At 40.2% G+C, this 15913-nt stretch carries 16 protein-coding genes; 1 reads left to right on the top strand and 15 read right to left on the bottom strand.

The features are described 5' to 3' along the window. Positions 1-47 precede the first annotated feature (47 nt). From V2H41_RS08540 to V2H41_RS08600, 13 genes are all read right to left on the bottom strand, one after another. Positions 48-3146, bottom strand: coding sequence for an efflux RND transporter permease subunit (locus tag V2H41_RS08540; RefSeq protein ID WP_330974726.1), 3099 nt, complete (start codon positions 3144-3146; stop codon positions 48-50). Between the two features lie 83 nt (positions 3147-3229). Further along, the gene (locus V2H41_RS08545; RefSeq protein ID WP_330974727.1) at positions 3230-4321 is read right to left on the bottom strand and encodes an efflux RND transporter periplasmic adaptor subunit; all 1092 of its coding nucleotides are present in this window, start codon (positions 4319-4321) and stop codon (positions 3230-3232) included. Between the two features lie 166 nt (positions 4322-4487). Further along, positions 4488-4841 carry a hypothetical protein gene (locus V2H41_RS08550; protein WP_330974728.1) on the bottom strand — a complete coding sequence of 118 codons (354 nt, stop codon included), beginning with the start codon at positions 4839-4841 and terminating at the stop codon, positions 4488-4490. A 123-nt stretch (positions 4842-4964) separates the two neighbouring features. Continuing rightward, the gene (locus V2H41_RS08555; RefSeq protein WP_330974729.1) at positions 4965-6182 is read right to left on the bottom strand and encodes a beta-ketoacyl-[acyl-carrier-protein] synthase family protein; all 1218 of its coding nucleotides are present in this window, start codon (positions 6180-6182) and stop codon (positions 4965-4967) included. A gap of 23 nt (positions 6183-6205) precedes the next feature. Further along, a complete protein-coding gene (locus V2H41_RS08560) occupies positions 6206-6478 on the bottom strand; it encodes a phosphopantetheine-binding protein (protein ID WP_330974730.1) in 273 nt (90 codons plus the stop codon). After that, positions 6465-7097, bottom strand: coding sequence for a beta-ketoacyl-[acyl-carrier-protein] synthase family protein (locus V2H41_RS08565; RefSeq protein ID WP_330974731.1), 633 nt, complete (start codon positions 7095-7097; stop codon positions 6465-6467). The genes V2H41_RS08560 and V2H41_RS08565 overlap by 14 nt, the downstream gene beginning before the upstream one ends. Before the next feature lie 6 nt (positions 7098-7103). After that, positions 7104-8381: an NAD(P)/FAD-dependent oxidoreductase gene (locus V2H41_RS08570; RefSeq protein WP_330974732.1), complete on the bottom strand. Its 1278-nt coding sequence runs from the start codon at positions 8379-8381 to the stop codon at positions 7104-7106. A gap of 52 nt (positions 8382-8433) precedes the next feature. Beyond that, positions 8434-9519: a class I SAM-dependent methyltransferase gene (locus V2H41_RS08575; RefSeq protein WP_330974733.1), complete on the bottom strand. Its 1086-nt coding sequence runs from the start codon at positions 9517-9519 to the stop codon at positions 8434-8436. A 94-nt stretch (positions 9520-9613) separates the two neighbouring features. Beyond that, positions 9614-10744, bottom strand: a complete 1131-nt coding sequence (locus tag V2H41_RS08580; protein ID WP_330974734.1) for a beta-ketoacyl synthase N-terminal-like domain-containing protein — start codon at positions 10742-10744, stop codon at positions 9614-9616. A 120-nt stretch (positions 10745-10864) separates the two neighbouring features. After that, on the bottom strand, positions 10865-11284 hold the full coding sequence (locus V2H41_RS08585) for an acyl-CoA thioesterase (RefSeq protein ID WP_330974735.1): 420 nt from the start codon (positions 11282-11284) through the stop codon (positions 10865-10867). Beyond that, positions 11284-11925 (bottom strand): hypothetical protein, encoded by a 642-nt coding sequence (locus V2H41_RS08590; RefSeq protein WP_330974736.1) that lies wholly within the window; start codon positions 11923-11925, stop codon positions 11284-11286. Before V2H41_RS08590 ends, V2H41_RS08585 begins: the two co-directional genes overlap by 1 nt. An 11-nt stretch (positions 11926-11936) precedes the next feature. Continuing rightward, complete coding sequence (locus tag V2H41_RS08595) at positions 11937-12353, bottom strand: hotdog family protein (RefSeq protein ID WP_330974737.1); 417 nt, start codon at positions 12351-12353, stop codon at positions 11937-11939. 50 nt (positions 12354-12403) lie between these two features. Beyond that, entirely contained in the window at positions 12404-13282 is an 879-nt protein-coding gene (locus V2H41_RS08600) for an LpxL/LpxP family acyltransferase (RefSeq protein WP_330974738.1), read from the bottom strand. A gap of 97 nt (positions 13283-13379) precedes the next feature. Between V2H41_RS08600 and V2H41_RS08605 the strand changes: the two genes are divergently transcribed. After that, positions 13380-14459, top strand: coding sequence for a mechanosensitive ion channel family protein (locus V2H41_RS08605; protein WP_330974739.1), 1080 nt, complete (start codon positions 13380-13382; stop codon positions 14457-14459). Between the two features lie 11 nt (positions 14460-14470). Here V2H41_RS08605 and V2H41_RS08610 read toward each other — a convergent pair whose 3' ends face one another. Beyond that, positions 14471-14986, bottom strand: a complete 516-nt coding sequence (locus V2H41_RS08610; protein WP_330974740.1) for a thioredoxin family protein — start codon at positions 14984-14986, stop codon at positions 14471-14473. Between the two features lie 44 nt (positions 14987-15030). Continuing rightward, on the bottom strand, positions 15031-15774 hold the full coding sequence (locus tag V2H41_RS08615; protein ID WP_330974741.1) for a MerR family transcriptional regulator: 744 nt from the start codon (positions 15772-15774) through the stop codon (positions 15031-15033). Positions 15775-15913: the final 139 nt, after the last annotated feature.

Genomic DNA, 15913 nt, shown 5'->3' on the forward strand with positions numbered 1-15913 from the left:
CTTTTATTCTTGAAATCGTTAATTTTTATCTAAGCATTTGTTGCTCTCTATTTTTTTGGGGAAGCAAATAGATAGTATAATCCCGGAATCACTAACAGTCCGAAAACAGTTCCTATAATCATTCCTCCTGCCGCAGCAATACCGATACTACGATTACCCATAGCCCCAGCGCCCGTGGCTATACACAACGGAATCAATCCGGCTACAAAAGCAAAGGATGTCATTAAAATCGGTCTTAATCGAGATTTGGTTCCTTCGATGGCCGCCTGTAGTACTGCAACACCTTCTTTTTGACGCTGTAATGCAAATTCCACCACCAGAATAGCATTCTTACTAAGAAGCCCTATCAACATTACCAGTGCTACCTGAGCATAAATGTTATAATCTAGTCCTGTTAGCTTCAAAAACATTAACGCACCCAACATACCAGGTGGTAGGCTCAATAATACTGGAAATGGTAACAAGAAGCTTTCGTATTGTGCCGCTAGTAATAGGTATACGAAAATCAATACAATAGCATAGATGAATAATGTTTGATTTCCGGACAGAATTTCCTCTCTGGTCATTCCACTCCATTCGATGCTGTAACCACGGGGAAGAGTATTTCGAGAAATGCGCTCTACTTCTGCTATAGCGTCGCCGCTACTATATCCTTTAGCTGCTTCGCCATTGATCATGGCCGATGTATACATATTATAACGAGTAAGTACGTCTGGCCCTAGCACAGGTTCGATTTTGCAGAAAGTAGAAAATGGCACCATTTCTCCATGCTCGTTCTTTACATATAGCCTCAAAATATCATTGACATTTTTTCGATATTGTGGATCGGCCTGCACCATTACCTTGTACATCTGTTTAAAGCGAATAAAGTTGGTAGCATAATAGCTTCCGAGAAAGGTTTGTAAGGTGCGCATAGCATTTTCTACATAAACTCCTTTTTTTGCAGCTAGGTCATAATCTACGTGAATGAGATATTGAGGGTAGCTCGCATCAAAACTGGTAAAGGCTCCCTGTATCACCGGGCTGCTGTTGAGAGAATCCACAAATTGCTGCACAACTTCACTTATTTCACTTATTGATGCACCACTACGGTTATTGAGCCGTAATTCAAAACCACTTGTATTACCAAAACCAGGAACAGTGGGGGGGGCAAATATTTCAATCTTGGCATCTGTAATATTTCGTACATTCTGATTGAGCTCAGCAATAACATCGTTTACAGATACCGAGCGTTCTCCCCATGGTTTCAGATTAATCATCGCCATACCATAATTAGCACCAGCTATCTCTGTTACGATGCTGAAGCCGGCCAATGTAGTTATATTATCAACTGCGGGATTTTTCTTACTGATTTCGGTAATCTGTGTGAGTATATCCTCTGTGCGGCTCACGGTGGCTCCTTGAGGAGTGGTGACGCTTACATATATCATTCCCTGATCTTCCATTGGAATAAAGCCAGAAGAGATGAGCTTGTTCATTCCTACAGTGAGAACAATCAATAGTACTGTAGCTAATATAGTCACCGATTTTTTGGGAGCCCATTTTCTTAGAAAACGACTGAATTTAACTGTAAGTCCATCAAACGCTTTATTGAAGCCAGCAAAGAACTTTCCAAGAACGCCTTGTGCTAAGTGATTATTATGAGGCTTCAGCAGTATAGCACATAAAACAGGGGTTAAGGACACCGCATTAATACCGGAGATAATAATAGATACTGCTAATGTAAGGGAGAACTGTCGGTAAAACACACCCACAGGACCCGATAAAAACGCCACAGGAATAAATACTGCCGACATAACAATCGTAATGGCGATGATAGCTCCTCCAACTTCTTTCATTGCGGCAGCAGTGGCTTCGGGTGGAGATAACTTACCTTCAGACATTTTTACGTGAACAGCTTCCACCACTACGATTGCGTTGTCCACTACGATTCCTATTGCCAGTACCAATGCAAATAAAGTAAGCAGGTTAATGGAGAATCCCATTAAGGACATAAAAGCAAAAGAACCTATCAATGCAACAGGAACTGCTAATATAGGAATCAGCGTCGAACGCCAATCCTGTAGGAAGATAAATACAACCAAAGCCACTAGAATAAATGCCTCGATAAGCGTACGAATTACTTCATGGATAGAAGCATCCAGAAATCGGCTAACATCATAAGCCATATTGTAATCCATGCCTGGCGGAAAAGAAGTTTTTTTAAGTTCCTCCATCTTTTCCTTTACCAGCTCAATTACATCACTAGCATTGGATCCCGGTCTTTGTTTCAGCATGATGGAGGCCGAAGGACTTCCATCGGTTTTTGAAATCATTCCATAGCTTTGTGCGCCGAACTCGATATTGGCTATATCGCTTAATTTTAAAATCGAACCATCGGGTTGTGAGCGAATAGGAATTTCTTCATATTGTTCCGGAGTGGAGAACTTTCCGGTATATTTAAGAACATACTGCAACTGCGTTCTTTCTTTTCCTGACTCTTCACCAATTTTTCCTGGAGCTGCAGCAACGTTCTGTCGCTGAAGTGCATTGATTACTTCATCGGTAGATACATTATACGCCAGCATTTTGTCGGGATGCAACCACACACGCATCGAATACTCCTTTTGACCCATAATCTCGGCTCTACCGACACCATCGATGCGTTTTAATTCCTGCAAAATGTTTATATCGGTAAAGTTGTAAATGAACTGTTCGTCCATGGTAGAGTCTGTACTGATGATATTGAGATACATCAGCATACTGTTCACTTCTTTTTCCGTGGTTACTCCCGCTCGTGTTACTTCTTCCGGTAGCTCGTCTAATATGGTTGTAACTCGGTTTTGCACATTTACTGCCGCAGCATCAGGATCAGTACCAACTTCAAAGAATACCTGAATCATCACTTTACCATCGTTGCTGGTAACGGTGGTCATGTAGGTCATTCCCGGCACACCGTTAATGGCGCGTTCTAACGGTAAGGCTACTGCCTCTGCAGCAACTTCTGCATTTGCCCCCGTATACGTAGCATTCACGACAACCGAAGGCGGCACAATATCCGGAAACTGCGTAACCGGTAAGCGAAACAGCGCCAATAATCCAATTAATACTATGAATATGGAGATCACCAGAGACAGGACTTTCCGTCTCAAAAACATTTGAATCATCGTCTACTTTCAGTTTTACTTAAAAAAAAGGAAATGCAAAGCGCCGCTGACGCTTTCAGAAACACTATTCATTCGCTCAATTATTAAAAAGAATAAGCTTTGGGTTTTATAACATCGCCTTCGCGAAGGGTTTGGATTCCTTCATATACAATGAGCTCGTTACCATTCAGGCCGGCATCCACAATGTAAACCCCATCAAGTGTTGCGCCTAAAACTACATGGTGCATTTTTACTTTATTGTCTTGGCTTACAAGAAACACATAGTTTTTGTCCTGAATGGAGAAAACAGATTTGTGTGGAACTAGAATGGCTTTTTCTTGAGTTTTGGAAAGAAGTAGTTTTCCGGATGTTCCGTGTTTGATTAACCCATCTGGGTTAGAAAATTTTGCTTTAAAAGCAATAGAACCTGTAATGCGGTCAATTTCGCTCTCAGCCTTATGCAGTTCTCCCTTATAACGATACACCTCTCCATTAGGTAGCTGTAATTGAATCCGCTGAGCAAAAATACTTTCATTATTACCTAAAAGCTCGAAATATTCATCTTCCGGAATAGAAAAATACGCATAAACATGGGATAGGTCGGAAATGGTAGTAAGTAAATCACCTTCATTAACCAAACTTCCTTCTTTAAAAGGAATACGATCTATCACACCGTTGAAAGGAGCAGTAATGGTTGTAAAATTTATTTTTTGCTGAATGGCGTGTTGTTCAGCTTTCGCCAGATTCTTTTGAGCCAAGGCAGATTCATATTTCGCTTGGGCAATATCCAATTCACTTTTGGCAACTATTTTTTTATCGAATAAGGCTTTTATCTGCGAAAGCTCCACCTGAGCCATTTTTACAGCCGCTTCGGCCGCATGATAAGCTGCATTAGTTTTTTCAAGTTCCACACGCAATACATCATCATTGATTTTAAAAAGTGGCTGCCCTTTTTGCACGTGTTGCCCTTCACTGACTAATACGGCTTTAATTAAGCCACTTACTCTTGCATGTACCCGAACATTTTTAGCAGCTTCAATATTTGCCACATACGTTTTGCTGATTACAGTATCTCTGGGTTCAACTCTTATGACAGGAAAATCTCTTAACTCGGAAGAAGTCTGTGTAGCATTTGATGAGCACGCAGCAATTACTATACTGATAAATACTATATATACTATATATCTCAATTCCATTTTATAGAACTTTTAAGTGATGATAAAAACAAATCCCTCCACTCGAAGACACAAAAAGAACGCATCTTCTTTTTCGAATGGCAAACAAATCTTTAGCTAAAATGAAGAGAATAGACAATCCCGAAATAAACGGTTCTAAACAAGAAACTTCAAAATGGAAGAGATATCAGTATAGATAATACAAGTATAAAATACCATATCCGGCTTTCTGTTGCGGCTTAGAGTGATATACCGGATGCTGCAGTGATTTATTTCCGATTATCAATGCATTCAGATAATCGGCCCCGCTATTCTGATGAATAGCATTAAATTGAAAATAATTTCGAATGCGTTGTTGAACAATTATGGCATCAAGAACATCGCCATCAGCATCTTGTAATTTTTGAACGACAGAAACATGAAACGATACGTCGTCGTTTTCTACACATCCGGTTAGTGAGTCGCTTGCCTGTAAAATATTTAAAGCGCTGACAAAACCGGTAAATAAAAACAACAATATTTTTAACCAACGCCCTCTCATGGCTCTATCTATATCGTACGATGCTTATACTACAGGATCAAATTTTGCGCGAAGGTACTAATAAAATGCGAGTCGGCACAAGCTTAGTTTTCTCAATAACGTTAGAATTTTTAGCTCAATTGTTCATACAATTTTACTAAAAACCAAACTGCTGCAATTCCCCCCAAACCCGAAAGAGTTGGAAAGCACGTGTTGTAATGGCCGGTGTTGCAGCTCTACAACAGGAGTGAAGGGTAGTTCTTTCATCTGTGTTTCGAAGCGTAGATTAGGAAAGACAAGGCCTTGTTCAATAGCCAACGTAGAGAAAACCGCTTCAATGCCACCGCTGGCTCCCAGCGTATGACCGGTGAATGATTTGGTGGAGCTCATAGAAGGATAAGGCTCCTGAAATAAAGTTTTTATGGCAGTACCCTCTGCAATATCATTATTGTTGGTACCAGTACCATGAAGGTTGATATAATCTATCTGCGAGGGTTGCAAACCGGCTTTTTCAAGTGCTTTTTTCATTGCCAGCAAGTTTCCTTTTCCCTCAGGAGAAGAGGCGGTCTGGTGATGAGCATCGTTTGCATTGGCCCATCCACTAAGAACAACCGAAGGTTTCTTTGCTAAAGTTGCAGCTACTGTTTCCGAAATCAATACCACGTATCCGGCGCCCTCTCCTAAGTTCAATCCTCGACGGTTTTCATCAAAAGGCTGACAAGGCTGGTTGTCTAAAATCATCAATGTATTAAAACCATTCAGCGTAAACCGCGTTAACGAATCCACACCTCCGGCGATTACCACATCCAGCTTATCTTGCTTTATCAAACGCGCCGCTAGAAAAATACTATTGGCCGAAGAAGAACAGGCCGTACTTATAGTGGTTACAAAATCTTTTATGCCCAATACATCGGCAGTAATTTCGGTAATGGCACCGCATTCGTGATTTACAACCTGATGCAGACGACCGGCATGGGAATTCGTCAAAAATCCTTCAAAGAAATCTTCCGTTTTATCCATTCCGCCGACTGAATTGGCAGAAATGAATCCGGTACGCCATTTTTTTATATCAATTCCAGCGTTTTCGACAGCCTCCATTGCAGCCAGTGTACTTAATAGAGCCGTACGACTGATCCGTTCGGACAACCCGGTACGCTCGGCCAGCTCCGCATTGGACAGTTTAACTTCTGCAACAGGCAATGCTCCTTTATGCACCGAGTGCAGGCGCTGCATGGCATCGATTCCGGCTTTGCCGGAAATCAGTGAAGACAGATTTTCCTGTACATTATTTCCAATTGCTGAAACTACACCTGTACCTGCAACATACACGGCATTTCCAACGGATTTTGGCTGACTCTCCATGGTTGCTGTTTCGAAAAGTTTTTTTAGTTGGCTGATCCTGCCTGACGTTCGAGAATATAATCGGCCATGGTACTTACAGAACGAAAGATACTTTGCCCTTCTTCTGCATTATTCAGCTTTATATTGTATTCCTGTTGTAGCAATACAATTAGTTCCAAAGCATCGATCGAGTCAAGACCTAATCCTTCCACGAACAGCGGATCATCGTCTCCGATATCTTCAGGTTTTTTATCAACCAAATTCAGTTGTTTTATAATCTGCTCTTTCAACTGCTGTATCAGCTCATTCCTTTCCATTCAAATCTTGTTTGTAATATTTATCTATGTTTTCGGCAGTAAAGTTAACGCCATTATGATTTCCTACTTCAACAAAGAAAAGGCAGGCCTCCATTGTATCGTTTACAACATCGGACCAACCACAAATACAGGCTTTTATACGTTGATGCCGTAATAGGTCCATAACATAAAAATGCAGTAGCCTTGCATCGAATTGCTCACTTACGAAAAATGCATTTTCTCCCTTACATCCGTATCGTATACTTATTTCTCCAATTACAATATTGGGCAGCGTATATACAAAGAGCGCTGGGCTAGGATAGGCTTTTGACGACTCATAATACTTTACATCCGCCTCAATACTGGCATTGCTGTTAGATAATACGATGCCTATGTCTTCCGGTTGATAGTTTTCTAAACGTAAATGATGCAACAATACATGTGCCGCCAGCGTTCCTAGCTTACATAAATTATCCATTTTGAAAAACTTCGGATAATTTAGAGTCAGCTGGTCATACATGTCCTGCAGAATATCTGTCCCCTCTGTTTTCCTTTCATAAATTAACTCCTCATTCCTCCAAACCTTATGATTTCGAATCTTACAAAAGGAGGTAATATGCACGCTGCTATCTTGTAACAATGCTTCTTATTTTTTTTCAGAGTCTTTAAACCCGTTGTTAATGTAAGAAATACTGTCTCTCAGATGAATAGTTTTAGCCAGTTTTCTTAACGCGGTATCATGATACTTCACATAATCATTTTCTAAATCCCATACATAACCGGCCAATACCGAGCATATTTTACGCTTAATATTAGAATCTTGATCTTTAGCAAAAAATATTGTGTGTAATGTAGTATCGTACCATCCGTTTACATAACTTCTGAATGTATTGACACCCTGCATCATCACTTCGGTATATTCTTTATGCCAATCTACGTTTTCGCCTTTCAGATGCCTTATCACTAGATTTCCCGCCAGCTGACTGGATACCGTAGCCAATGTCACCCCTGAAGAAAAAACAGGATCCAAGAACTCTGTTACATTCCCTGTAAGTATAAAGCCTTTCCCATAGAATGTTTGCGTAGTGGTAGACCAAGACTGCAATACCTTTGGCTCCCATAAGAACTCCACACCTTCCATGCGTTGAGCGACATAGGGTTCGTCGGCAATAAGTCCTCGCATCTGCTCTTCAAGAGTGCCGGTATATTTATCAAAGAACGACGGCGTTCCTACAAAACCCACAGATGTTACTCCTGTAGAAAACGGAATCACCCACACCCACACATCGGGTTTGTGCACTACAATGGTAATTCTGTCGGGCTCATCATCCATATGTCGTTTTACATCTTTTATGTGGACAAAAACGGCTTTGCGCGGAGGTAAATTCGACGGTTTGTCCAATCCAAACAAACGGGGAATCACCCGGCCATATCCACTGCCGTCAATGATAAAACGAGCTGCTATCTGCTTGGTATTCCCTGTAGCATCTGCCACAGTAGTAACAGAGCTTCCATCTTCCTTAAAATCAATAGCCTTTACTTCGGTTTCATACTCCACTTCTACACCCTGTTCCTGTACACCATCGGCCAACGCCTTATCAAAGTCGGCACGAGTTACCTGATAGGCATGGTCCCAACCTTTGGTAAACTGATCGGCAAACGAATAATCACAGACCACTCCATCTCGAACAAACTTTGCACCCGTTTTACGTTGGAATCCTTGTTCCAGCACTTTGTTCAGCAATCCCGCTTCTTCTAATGATTCCATACAGCGGGGCAAAAGACTCTCGCCAATTACAAATCGAGGAAATTTTAGCTTTTCTACAATTTTTACTTTAAAACCCGCTTTATTTACTAGGGCGGCGGCAACAGTACCGGCAGGACCAGCTCCTATAACGAGTACATCTGTTTGTTCGGATTGCATTGTTTAATGGTTATTTAGGAGTTTAACGTTTCAATGTTCGGATTAAAGCGTTTTAATGCAACTGTCTCTTTTTACACTTTAGCAAGGTATGACTTAATCCGATACCTTCAATTTCTTCGACGATATCAAAACCTGCTTTTTCGATACATTTTTTAAATACACGACTGTCGTACATCTGGCTATTGCCGTTGGCAATGGCCGTAAAATAGATGGAGAGCTGCTGTAAGCAAAATGCTGCCGTTTCAAAACGCTGGTTATCCCAGAATGCTTCCAAAATATAAATAGCGCCTTCTTCGTGAATCGCCTTACCACAACGCTGTAGGATGCTCACAATTTCTTCTTCAGAAAAACAGTCCAAGAATTGACTCATCCAAACCACATCATAACCTGTAGGAAACTGAACATTTTCATCCAACACATTGGCCGGGTAAAAATCCACTCGCTCGCTCAACCCTAGGGCTTCAATATTTTTCTTGGCCATTGCAGCCTGCCCCGGCAGATCCACAATGGTTATTTTAACTTCTTTATCAAACTGTGTAGAAGCTAATGCCCATTTTCCGGTATTGCCGCCTATTTCCAGTAACTTTTTTATCTGATTCTCTGGTTTATATACATGTTTCAATACACGAGGAAAAGCAATATCAGAAAAAAAATGGTCGTACTCAAACCAGCTTTTCTGCTGTTGTGATGGTAATTGAGAAAGACCTTCATATATGGTATTCCAATTTCCTAATTCCTTCAATCCGGCCGGCTTACCGGTTTCGATAGCTTCCTCCAAATGATACACACCTTTATAGCAGATATCATGCACAAAATTCATGTTTACATTGGTAAGGGCATCATGTAATATGAAATATCCGGTTTTGGCAAGATAATATTTCCCCTCCTCATCCACTGTTATCATTTCCATGCCTAAACCTGCTTCGAGCAGCACGCGCACTCCATATTCCGAAAGCTCGCTTTTTGCAGTAATATCAGCAAGCGTAATGCCCGTACGGGCCTCTTCAATAATGCGCAGAATACCTTTGTCTCTTAGCACTTTTGCCACCTGAAATACGATAGGCCCATGAGCAATGAGCTGCGCAAGATGTTTTGCCTCCAAAGCAGTTCGTTTGTCCTTATTGTAAAGATGTGCCATTTAGTTCCGTTATTTTCTCTGGGTATTTTCCAACACTTTTTATGAATTCAGCTTAATCGTTTATCTTAATTTTAATATTATCCGGCAATGTTGCTCATTGTTTTTTTAAGACAATCGCTGCATTACATCCGCCAAAACCCGATGCGGTTTTTAGGCAGGCTTCCTGCTCGATGGGCTGCAAAACAGTGCAAACATTCATTTGCTGTGCTGTGCCCGGTGTGGAATATCCTTTGGTTGGAATCATTATATTTTCCTGCAAAGAGCAAATGCTGATAACTGTTTCCAACAATCCCGCAGCACCTAAGGTATGTCCATAATATCCTTTAATACTATTTACAGGAACCTGCTGCAGCTCTGCCAGTGTAATAGCTTTGCTTTCCATATCATCGTTATACACAGTAGCCGTTCCATGTAAAGAAACAAAGCCAATATCGGCTGCACTCACCGCACCCTCTTGCATAGCATTGCTGATGGCAAAGAATAATTCCTGACCTGTGCGCGAAGGTCCAGAAATATGATTAGCATCGTTACTTACCGCACCTCCAGCCAACAGAATGGGGGCATCATTTAGTGGCTTATGTACGGATAAAACAATCGCAGCCGCAGCTTCCCCCAAATTGATGCCATTTCTGTTGGCATCAAAAGGCTTACACGGCGCATCGCTCACAGCTTGAAAAGACTGAAATCCCGACAAAATAAAGCGTGTGATAATATCTGCTCCCGCTACAACTACATTCTCGTACAAACCTGCTTCCAACATTCTTTTGGCCGTAATGAGAGCCACCAAACCCGAAATACAAGCGTGCGAAATCACCACAGGAGTGTTGATAAAACCAAAATGCTTTGCAATTTTTTTCGCAGACTGTGTAAAGCTAATTTTCGCTTTCAGTTGCGGAGTAATAGCGTTTTCTTCTAGCAGGCTAATATTGCCTTTGGTGGAAGAAAGAATAAGTCCTGTTTTGGGATGAGCAGGATTTACCGAAGCCTGTTCCAATACTTTATTTACAGATTGAGCAAGCAGATATTCGAACTTAGTAAATGTTGTGTGATGGTGCTGCCAGAAGGTTTCCGGAAATAAGGAAGCATAGAAAGGAATAGGGCTTCTATTTCCAGCTTCATGTAACCGCACACTGCTTACCCCCTGCCGCAACAGTGAAAAATTCTTTTCTGTAGTATCGCCCAGTGGCGAAATAATATTATTTGCAATGACATAAACAGGTTTCATTACTCCTCCCCGCTCAAAAGTTTGCGTGTTACAAATTAATATTAAAGAAGTAACACTTTTGCAGCGGATACAATAATATTAATAAAAAACGGTAGGACTGGCTTTTCAGGCATAAAAAATTTATATACCCTGCTGCTTTTTCCACGCATCAAAGAATGGGGGGGTGTTAAGCAATAGCGTTTGAGTATCTTTATCCAAGAAAACTTGAGTAGTGGTTCCAGTAGCAACAAGGCTATTGCCGGCCTCTCTGTAAAGCTTGTATGTAAAAATAATCTTAGCCGCTTCACAAGGATGATAGGTTGTTTCCACAATTACCGTATCTCCAAACTTCAGCGATTTTTTATAGTTACACTCGGCATGCACTATTGGAACCACTACGTTTTCCTGAAAAAAATCCAGGTAGCTAATGCCGTATTTTTTCCCAAAAGCTTCGCGCCCGTCTTCGAAATAACGAATATAATGGCCGTGCCACACGATGCCCAAAGGGTCAGCCTCGTTGAAACGAACTAATATTTTGATAGTGTGGCTCAGCTCCGGCATTATTTATATTTTGATTTCCACTCGTTATATTTCTTTTTTTCAATTTGGTCTATAATCTTCTTAAAACCACTTGCCCAGTAGTTTCTAAAAGTAAAGCCTGCACTCACCGCACCCTCCATACGTTCTGTAAGTAATACTTTTTTGGATTTAATATCAAATAAAGTTACCCATAGGGAAACAGCTTTTTTGGTTTTGCTCATAGCATCGACAATAAAGAGCAATCCCACCCCAGATTTATTTCCTCCATCAAATCCTTTTATCAAAGTACTAATGTCCGACTCACTCAAATGATTGTAGTCGCCGGTGTTGGAAGATAAGATATCATCCGGATCACGTTTTTCATTGCGCTTATCAGTATATTTTAAGTCTGTATCTAACTCTTTCCTTCTGAATGCACCTGCAATATCATATTTCTTTGGCTCATTAATCATTAGTGCATTGATGGCGGCAAATTGTCTCTCTACAATATCACGCGTATTAGCCGATGGGTCGTTAATAAGTTTTGCTTTAGTAAAATCTATTCCATAATAAAAAATAGGAACATCCTTATCATTAAAAACATCTTTTAAGGATTGCGCCTCTAATGTTAAGCTCGCAGATAAAAAAGCAGCCACTAAAACAAAAGCAAAAACACGTTTCATACAATTTGGTTTTAAGGATCTATAAAAATTTTCATTTCACAGGAAGCAATTTCCTGGTTGTTCACAGATATGCTTCCTTCAATAATTGTGGCGTTAAAGATCTGCTTTTTTATAGCAACTTTAGAAAAGAGCACATCCCCAATTTTGGGTAAGCGAAATATTTTTAAATTTTGTACAGCGCCTATAAAACCAACAGGTACGGGTTTTTGCTCTTGCATGCATAAATATCCTACTCTGGTTGCCGCCGTCTGCGCAATATTCTCTATAAGCGCTGGCTCCGTAAGCCATTCGTCTTGCACGAAAATATTTTCTTTCTTTATGAGAAATGAAGTAGTAGCTCCGTTCTCATCACAAGTTTCTAATGTATCCACCATCACAAAAGGTGAACGCTGAGGAATACAGGATAAAATATCTACGGTCAGGCTCACAATAATCTTGTTTAGATTGAGGAGGCTAAAAGTAAATAAACTTACTGATATTATGCCCTCCAGAAGTTATAATAATTAAACCATTGAGACGGGTAAGCTTTTACCTTTTCGGTCATCGCTTCGGTAAAAGCATTCAATATATGCTGAGGTGTATTTCCCGAAATGTTTTTATATATCACTCCTTTTGTGGCAAAAAAGTGGTAATGATATAGCGTTTCCTTTAAAGCAAACACAAATGATACCGGTACTTCCAGCTTAGATGCCAGCAGAAATGGTCCTTGAGGAAAACGGGCTTTCTCGCCAAGAAACATGGCATCAAAAGTTTTATTTCCGGGGAGAAACCTGTCGGAGTGCATGCACACGAGCTCACTTTTGTTCAACGCTTCTATGATCTCGTAAATATGTGATAGGTCGTTTTTAATAACAATAATATTGGCATTCCTTTGTCCGGTAGTATTTTCCAGATACTGCTTTAGCTGTTCGTGTTCACCATCGAACATGACGATATTGATTTTCGTCTGAAGTCTTTTTAAAAGGTGCCCTGCAATTTCCCAATTTCCGATATGCGCACTTAACAACAGGCCTCCTTTTCCCCGACGCACCATCTCATGCAAATGTGCTTCGCCATCAAAATTGAAAGTAAATCGATTGCTAATGCCGGCCATCATAACAATGCGATCAATAATGGCCTGACCAAACCAGTAATAGTTGCTGTACAGTTTTAATAATGATTTAAAAAATGAAAAATTGAGTCTTTTTCTAAAATAATACCAGATAGCTCGGGACGATTTCCAGCTGAACAGATAATAATAACCGGCCACAAAAACTAATAAAATATATGCAGGCAGCACTCCGGCATATTTTAATAACGCGATAAATATGCCATAGCCTAATTTATTACCTTTGGATTTTCCTTCCCATGCTGCCATATATTGCTCTAAACTTTGGGCTAAAGGTATAAAACAAAGAAAAAGCTAAGGGATACTTTTAATTAATACTCTTTAGTTTTGATTATAATTTTTAAAAATGAAGGATTTTCTCCAACAAACATATCTAGATAATACGCTACAAAGTTACTGTATCGTTGGGACGTTGATTCTTATTGTGTTTTTATTTAAAAGATACATTGCTCATTATGTAGCTTCTTTTTTCTTTTTTCTTTTAAGAAAAAGATATAGAAATCTGGACAAGGTGGCTTTTAAAAGCCTCATTGCAAAACCATTGGGATTATTTATCGCTACGTTTATTACGGTAGCTGCATTAGACAAACTGAACTTCCCAGAAGCTCTGGATATCAAAATTTATCGAATACGGCTGCATGAGCTGCTTCGGATGATGGGAACAGCGCTTATTATTATCACTTTTACCCGACTTCTCATTAAAACAGTCGATTTCATTATTATTCTCTTAAAAGAGCGCTATCTGCAACAGGGTGATTCTGGCAGCCATCAATTGGTTTACTTCTTCAAAGATTTTATTAAAGTACTCATCGGTTTGCTAGGTGGCTTGCTATTGCTGAAATATGTCTTTCACTACGATGTAAAAGGATTGGTAACAGGATTAAGTATCGTAGGAGCTGCCGTTGCTCTCGCTTTGAAGGAAAGTTTGGAAAACCTTATCGCTTCATTTATTATATTTTTTGATAAACCCTTTAAAACGGGCGACAGTGTGAAGGGCAGCAACTTTAGCGGCGTGGTAGAGAAAATTGGATTGCGCAGCACTCGCATTCGCACCGATGCCAAAACTTACATTACAGTTCCTAACAAACAAATGGTGGATAGTGTACTAGATAACCTCACCAATAGAACACTTTTCCGTGGAGATATTAAACTGGAAATAGAACCGGAGACTCCCTTAGAAAAAGTGCAGGAGCTACTCAAGGGTATTCGTGAGATATTCCAAAAACACAATGTGCGCACCTTCAGTTTATATATTAATGACATCAGCTCCAATGCTATTATTATTGTTTCGGACTATTATGCTAGCACAGCAGAAGTGAGTAGTTTTCCGGTACTAAAAAATGCCATTAATGTAGATATATTACAATTGATGAAGGAATTGGGTATACATGTTTGTGGTAGAACTACCAATGTAAGTTATACTTAATGAAAAGCCCTTTACATAGCTTTCTTCAAAATAGTAGCCAGTTCTTCATCAAACTTTCCGGAGGGACCGTATTCCACCACACGGCCTAGTTCTTTTCCATCTTTTAAAATAATAATGGTAGGGACATGCGCGATATTCATATTGGTGGCAAAATGTGCATTGTCTTTTTTGGTTCTATCCAATGCAAATACAGTAAGCCGATTTTTATCAAACCCGACCTGCTCCAAGATTTTATAAAACCGGGGAATCACATAGTGCGAATCGGCACACCAAGTACCAAAGAATATTAAGATAGATACATTGTCTTTCGTATCAGCAAACGCTTTTACAACAGTTTCTGGCGGTGTATACGCCGCTTGATGTTCTCCAAACCACTTATAATTGATTGTATCTGCACGTAAAATACTGTCAGTAACAAATCCTTTGAGCAAATTCTTTCCCGTACGGTCTTTTACTACTTCATACTGTTGTGCTTTCGCACTCAAAACACTTATCCCGATAAATAAAGTTACAAGCAGGTATCTCATTAACATTCACTAATTAATATTCCTGTGGTCGCAATTTTTGTACTCTACAAAGATGCTTTCAATTCCAGTAAAAACGTTTTTATTTTTTGCAAAGACTGAATAGCGGCGAATTTATTTTCTGCTTTTTTATCATTTTTCAAATACTCGCGAGCCCCTTCAATAGTGAACTTTCTGCGCCGCAGCAAGTCATAAATCAGATAAAGATTTTTTATATCTACCGGACGGAAAAAGCGATCGCCCTTACCGTTTTTCCGAGGCTTCAAAATATCAAATTCACTTTCCCAATAGCGTATCAGCGAGTGGCTTTCCTTGAACATGGCCGTTACCTCCCCCATACTGTAATATTGCTTAGAGAACAGCACCTCATCCTCCGGTATTTCTACCATGCTTGCTGCAATACTGTGCTCTTTAGCAGATTTACGCCCTCGCGTATTTTTCCTCACCTCGCCCGGCTCTTCGAGTTCCGCCTCAGTTTCGGTACTTGACGCTTCTGATGGCTTGGCCACATCAGCGCTGCTCAACTCAGTGGTATCATCTTGTGCACGCAACACTTCAGTATGTTTCGATTCAAGGGAAGGCTCAGCACTGTCCGACACCTGGGACACAGGCAGTGATTCGTTCATCGATGCCGTATCATCGATGTGTGGTGAAGGGGTGTCGTCGGTTTCAATCACAATCTGAGCCGGAGGTTTTAATACGTGCTTCCTGGGCTTAGGTTGCGGTTCTACCTTCTCTACTTCATCAAGAAAGGAAAAAGCTCCCTGCGTTTGTGATTTGCTTTTTGACATGATTGCTTTATCAAAGTCTGTATTATGCAAAAATATAATGAATGACCTTTTCTTTATTTTCTATTAAACGATTTAACATTCCGTATATTGTAGTACTTGTATGAAACTACGCAAAACATTTTAATAAATGTTCTAATTC

The sequence above is a fragment of the Niabella digestorum genome (assembly GCF_036409055.1).
GTDB classification, from domain to species: domain Bacteria; phylum Bacteroidota; class Bacteroidia; order Chitinophagales; family Chitinophagaceae; genus Niabella; species Niabella composti.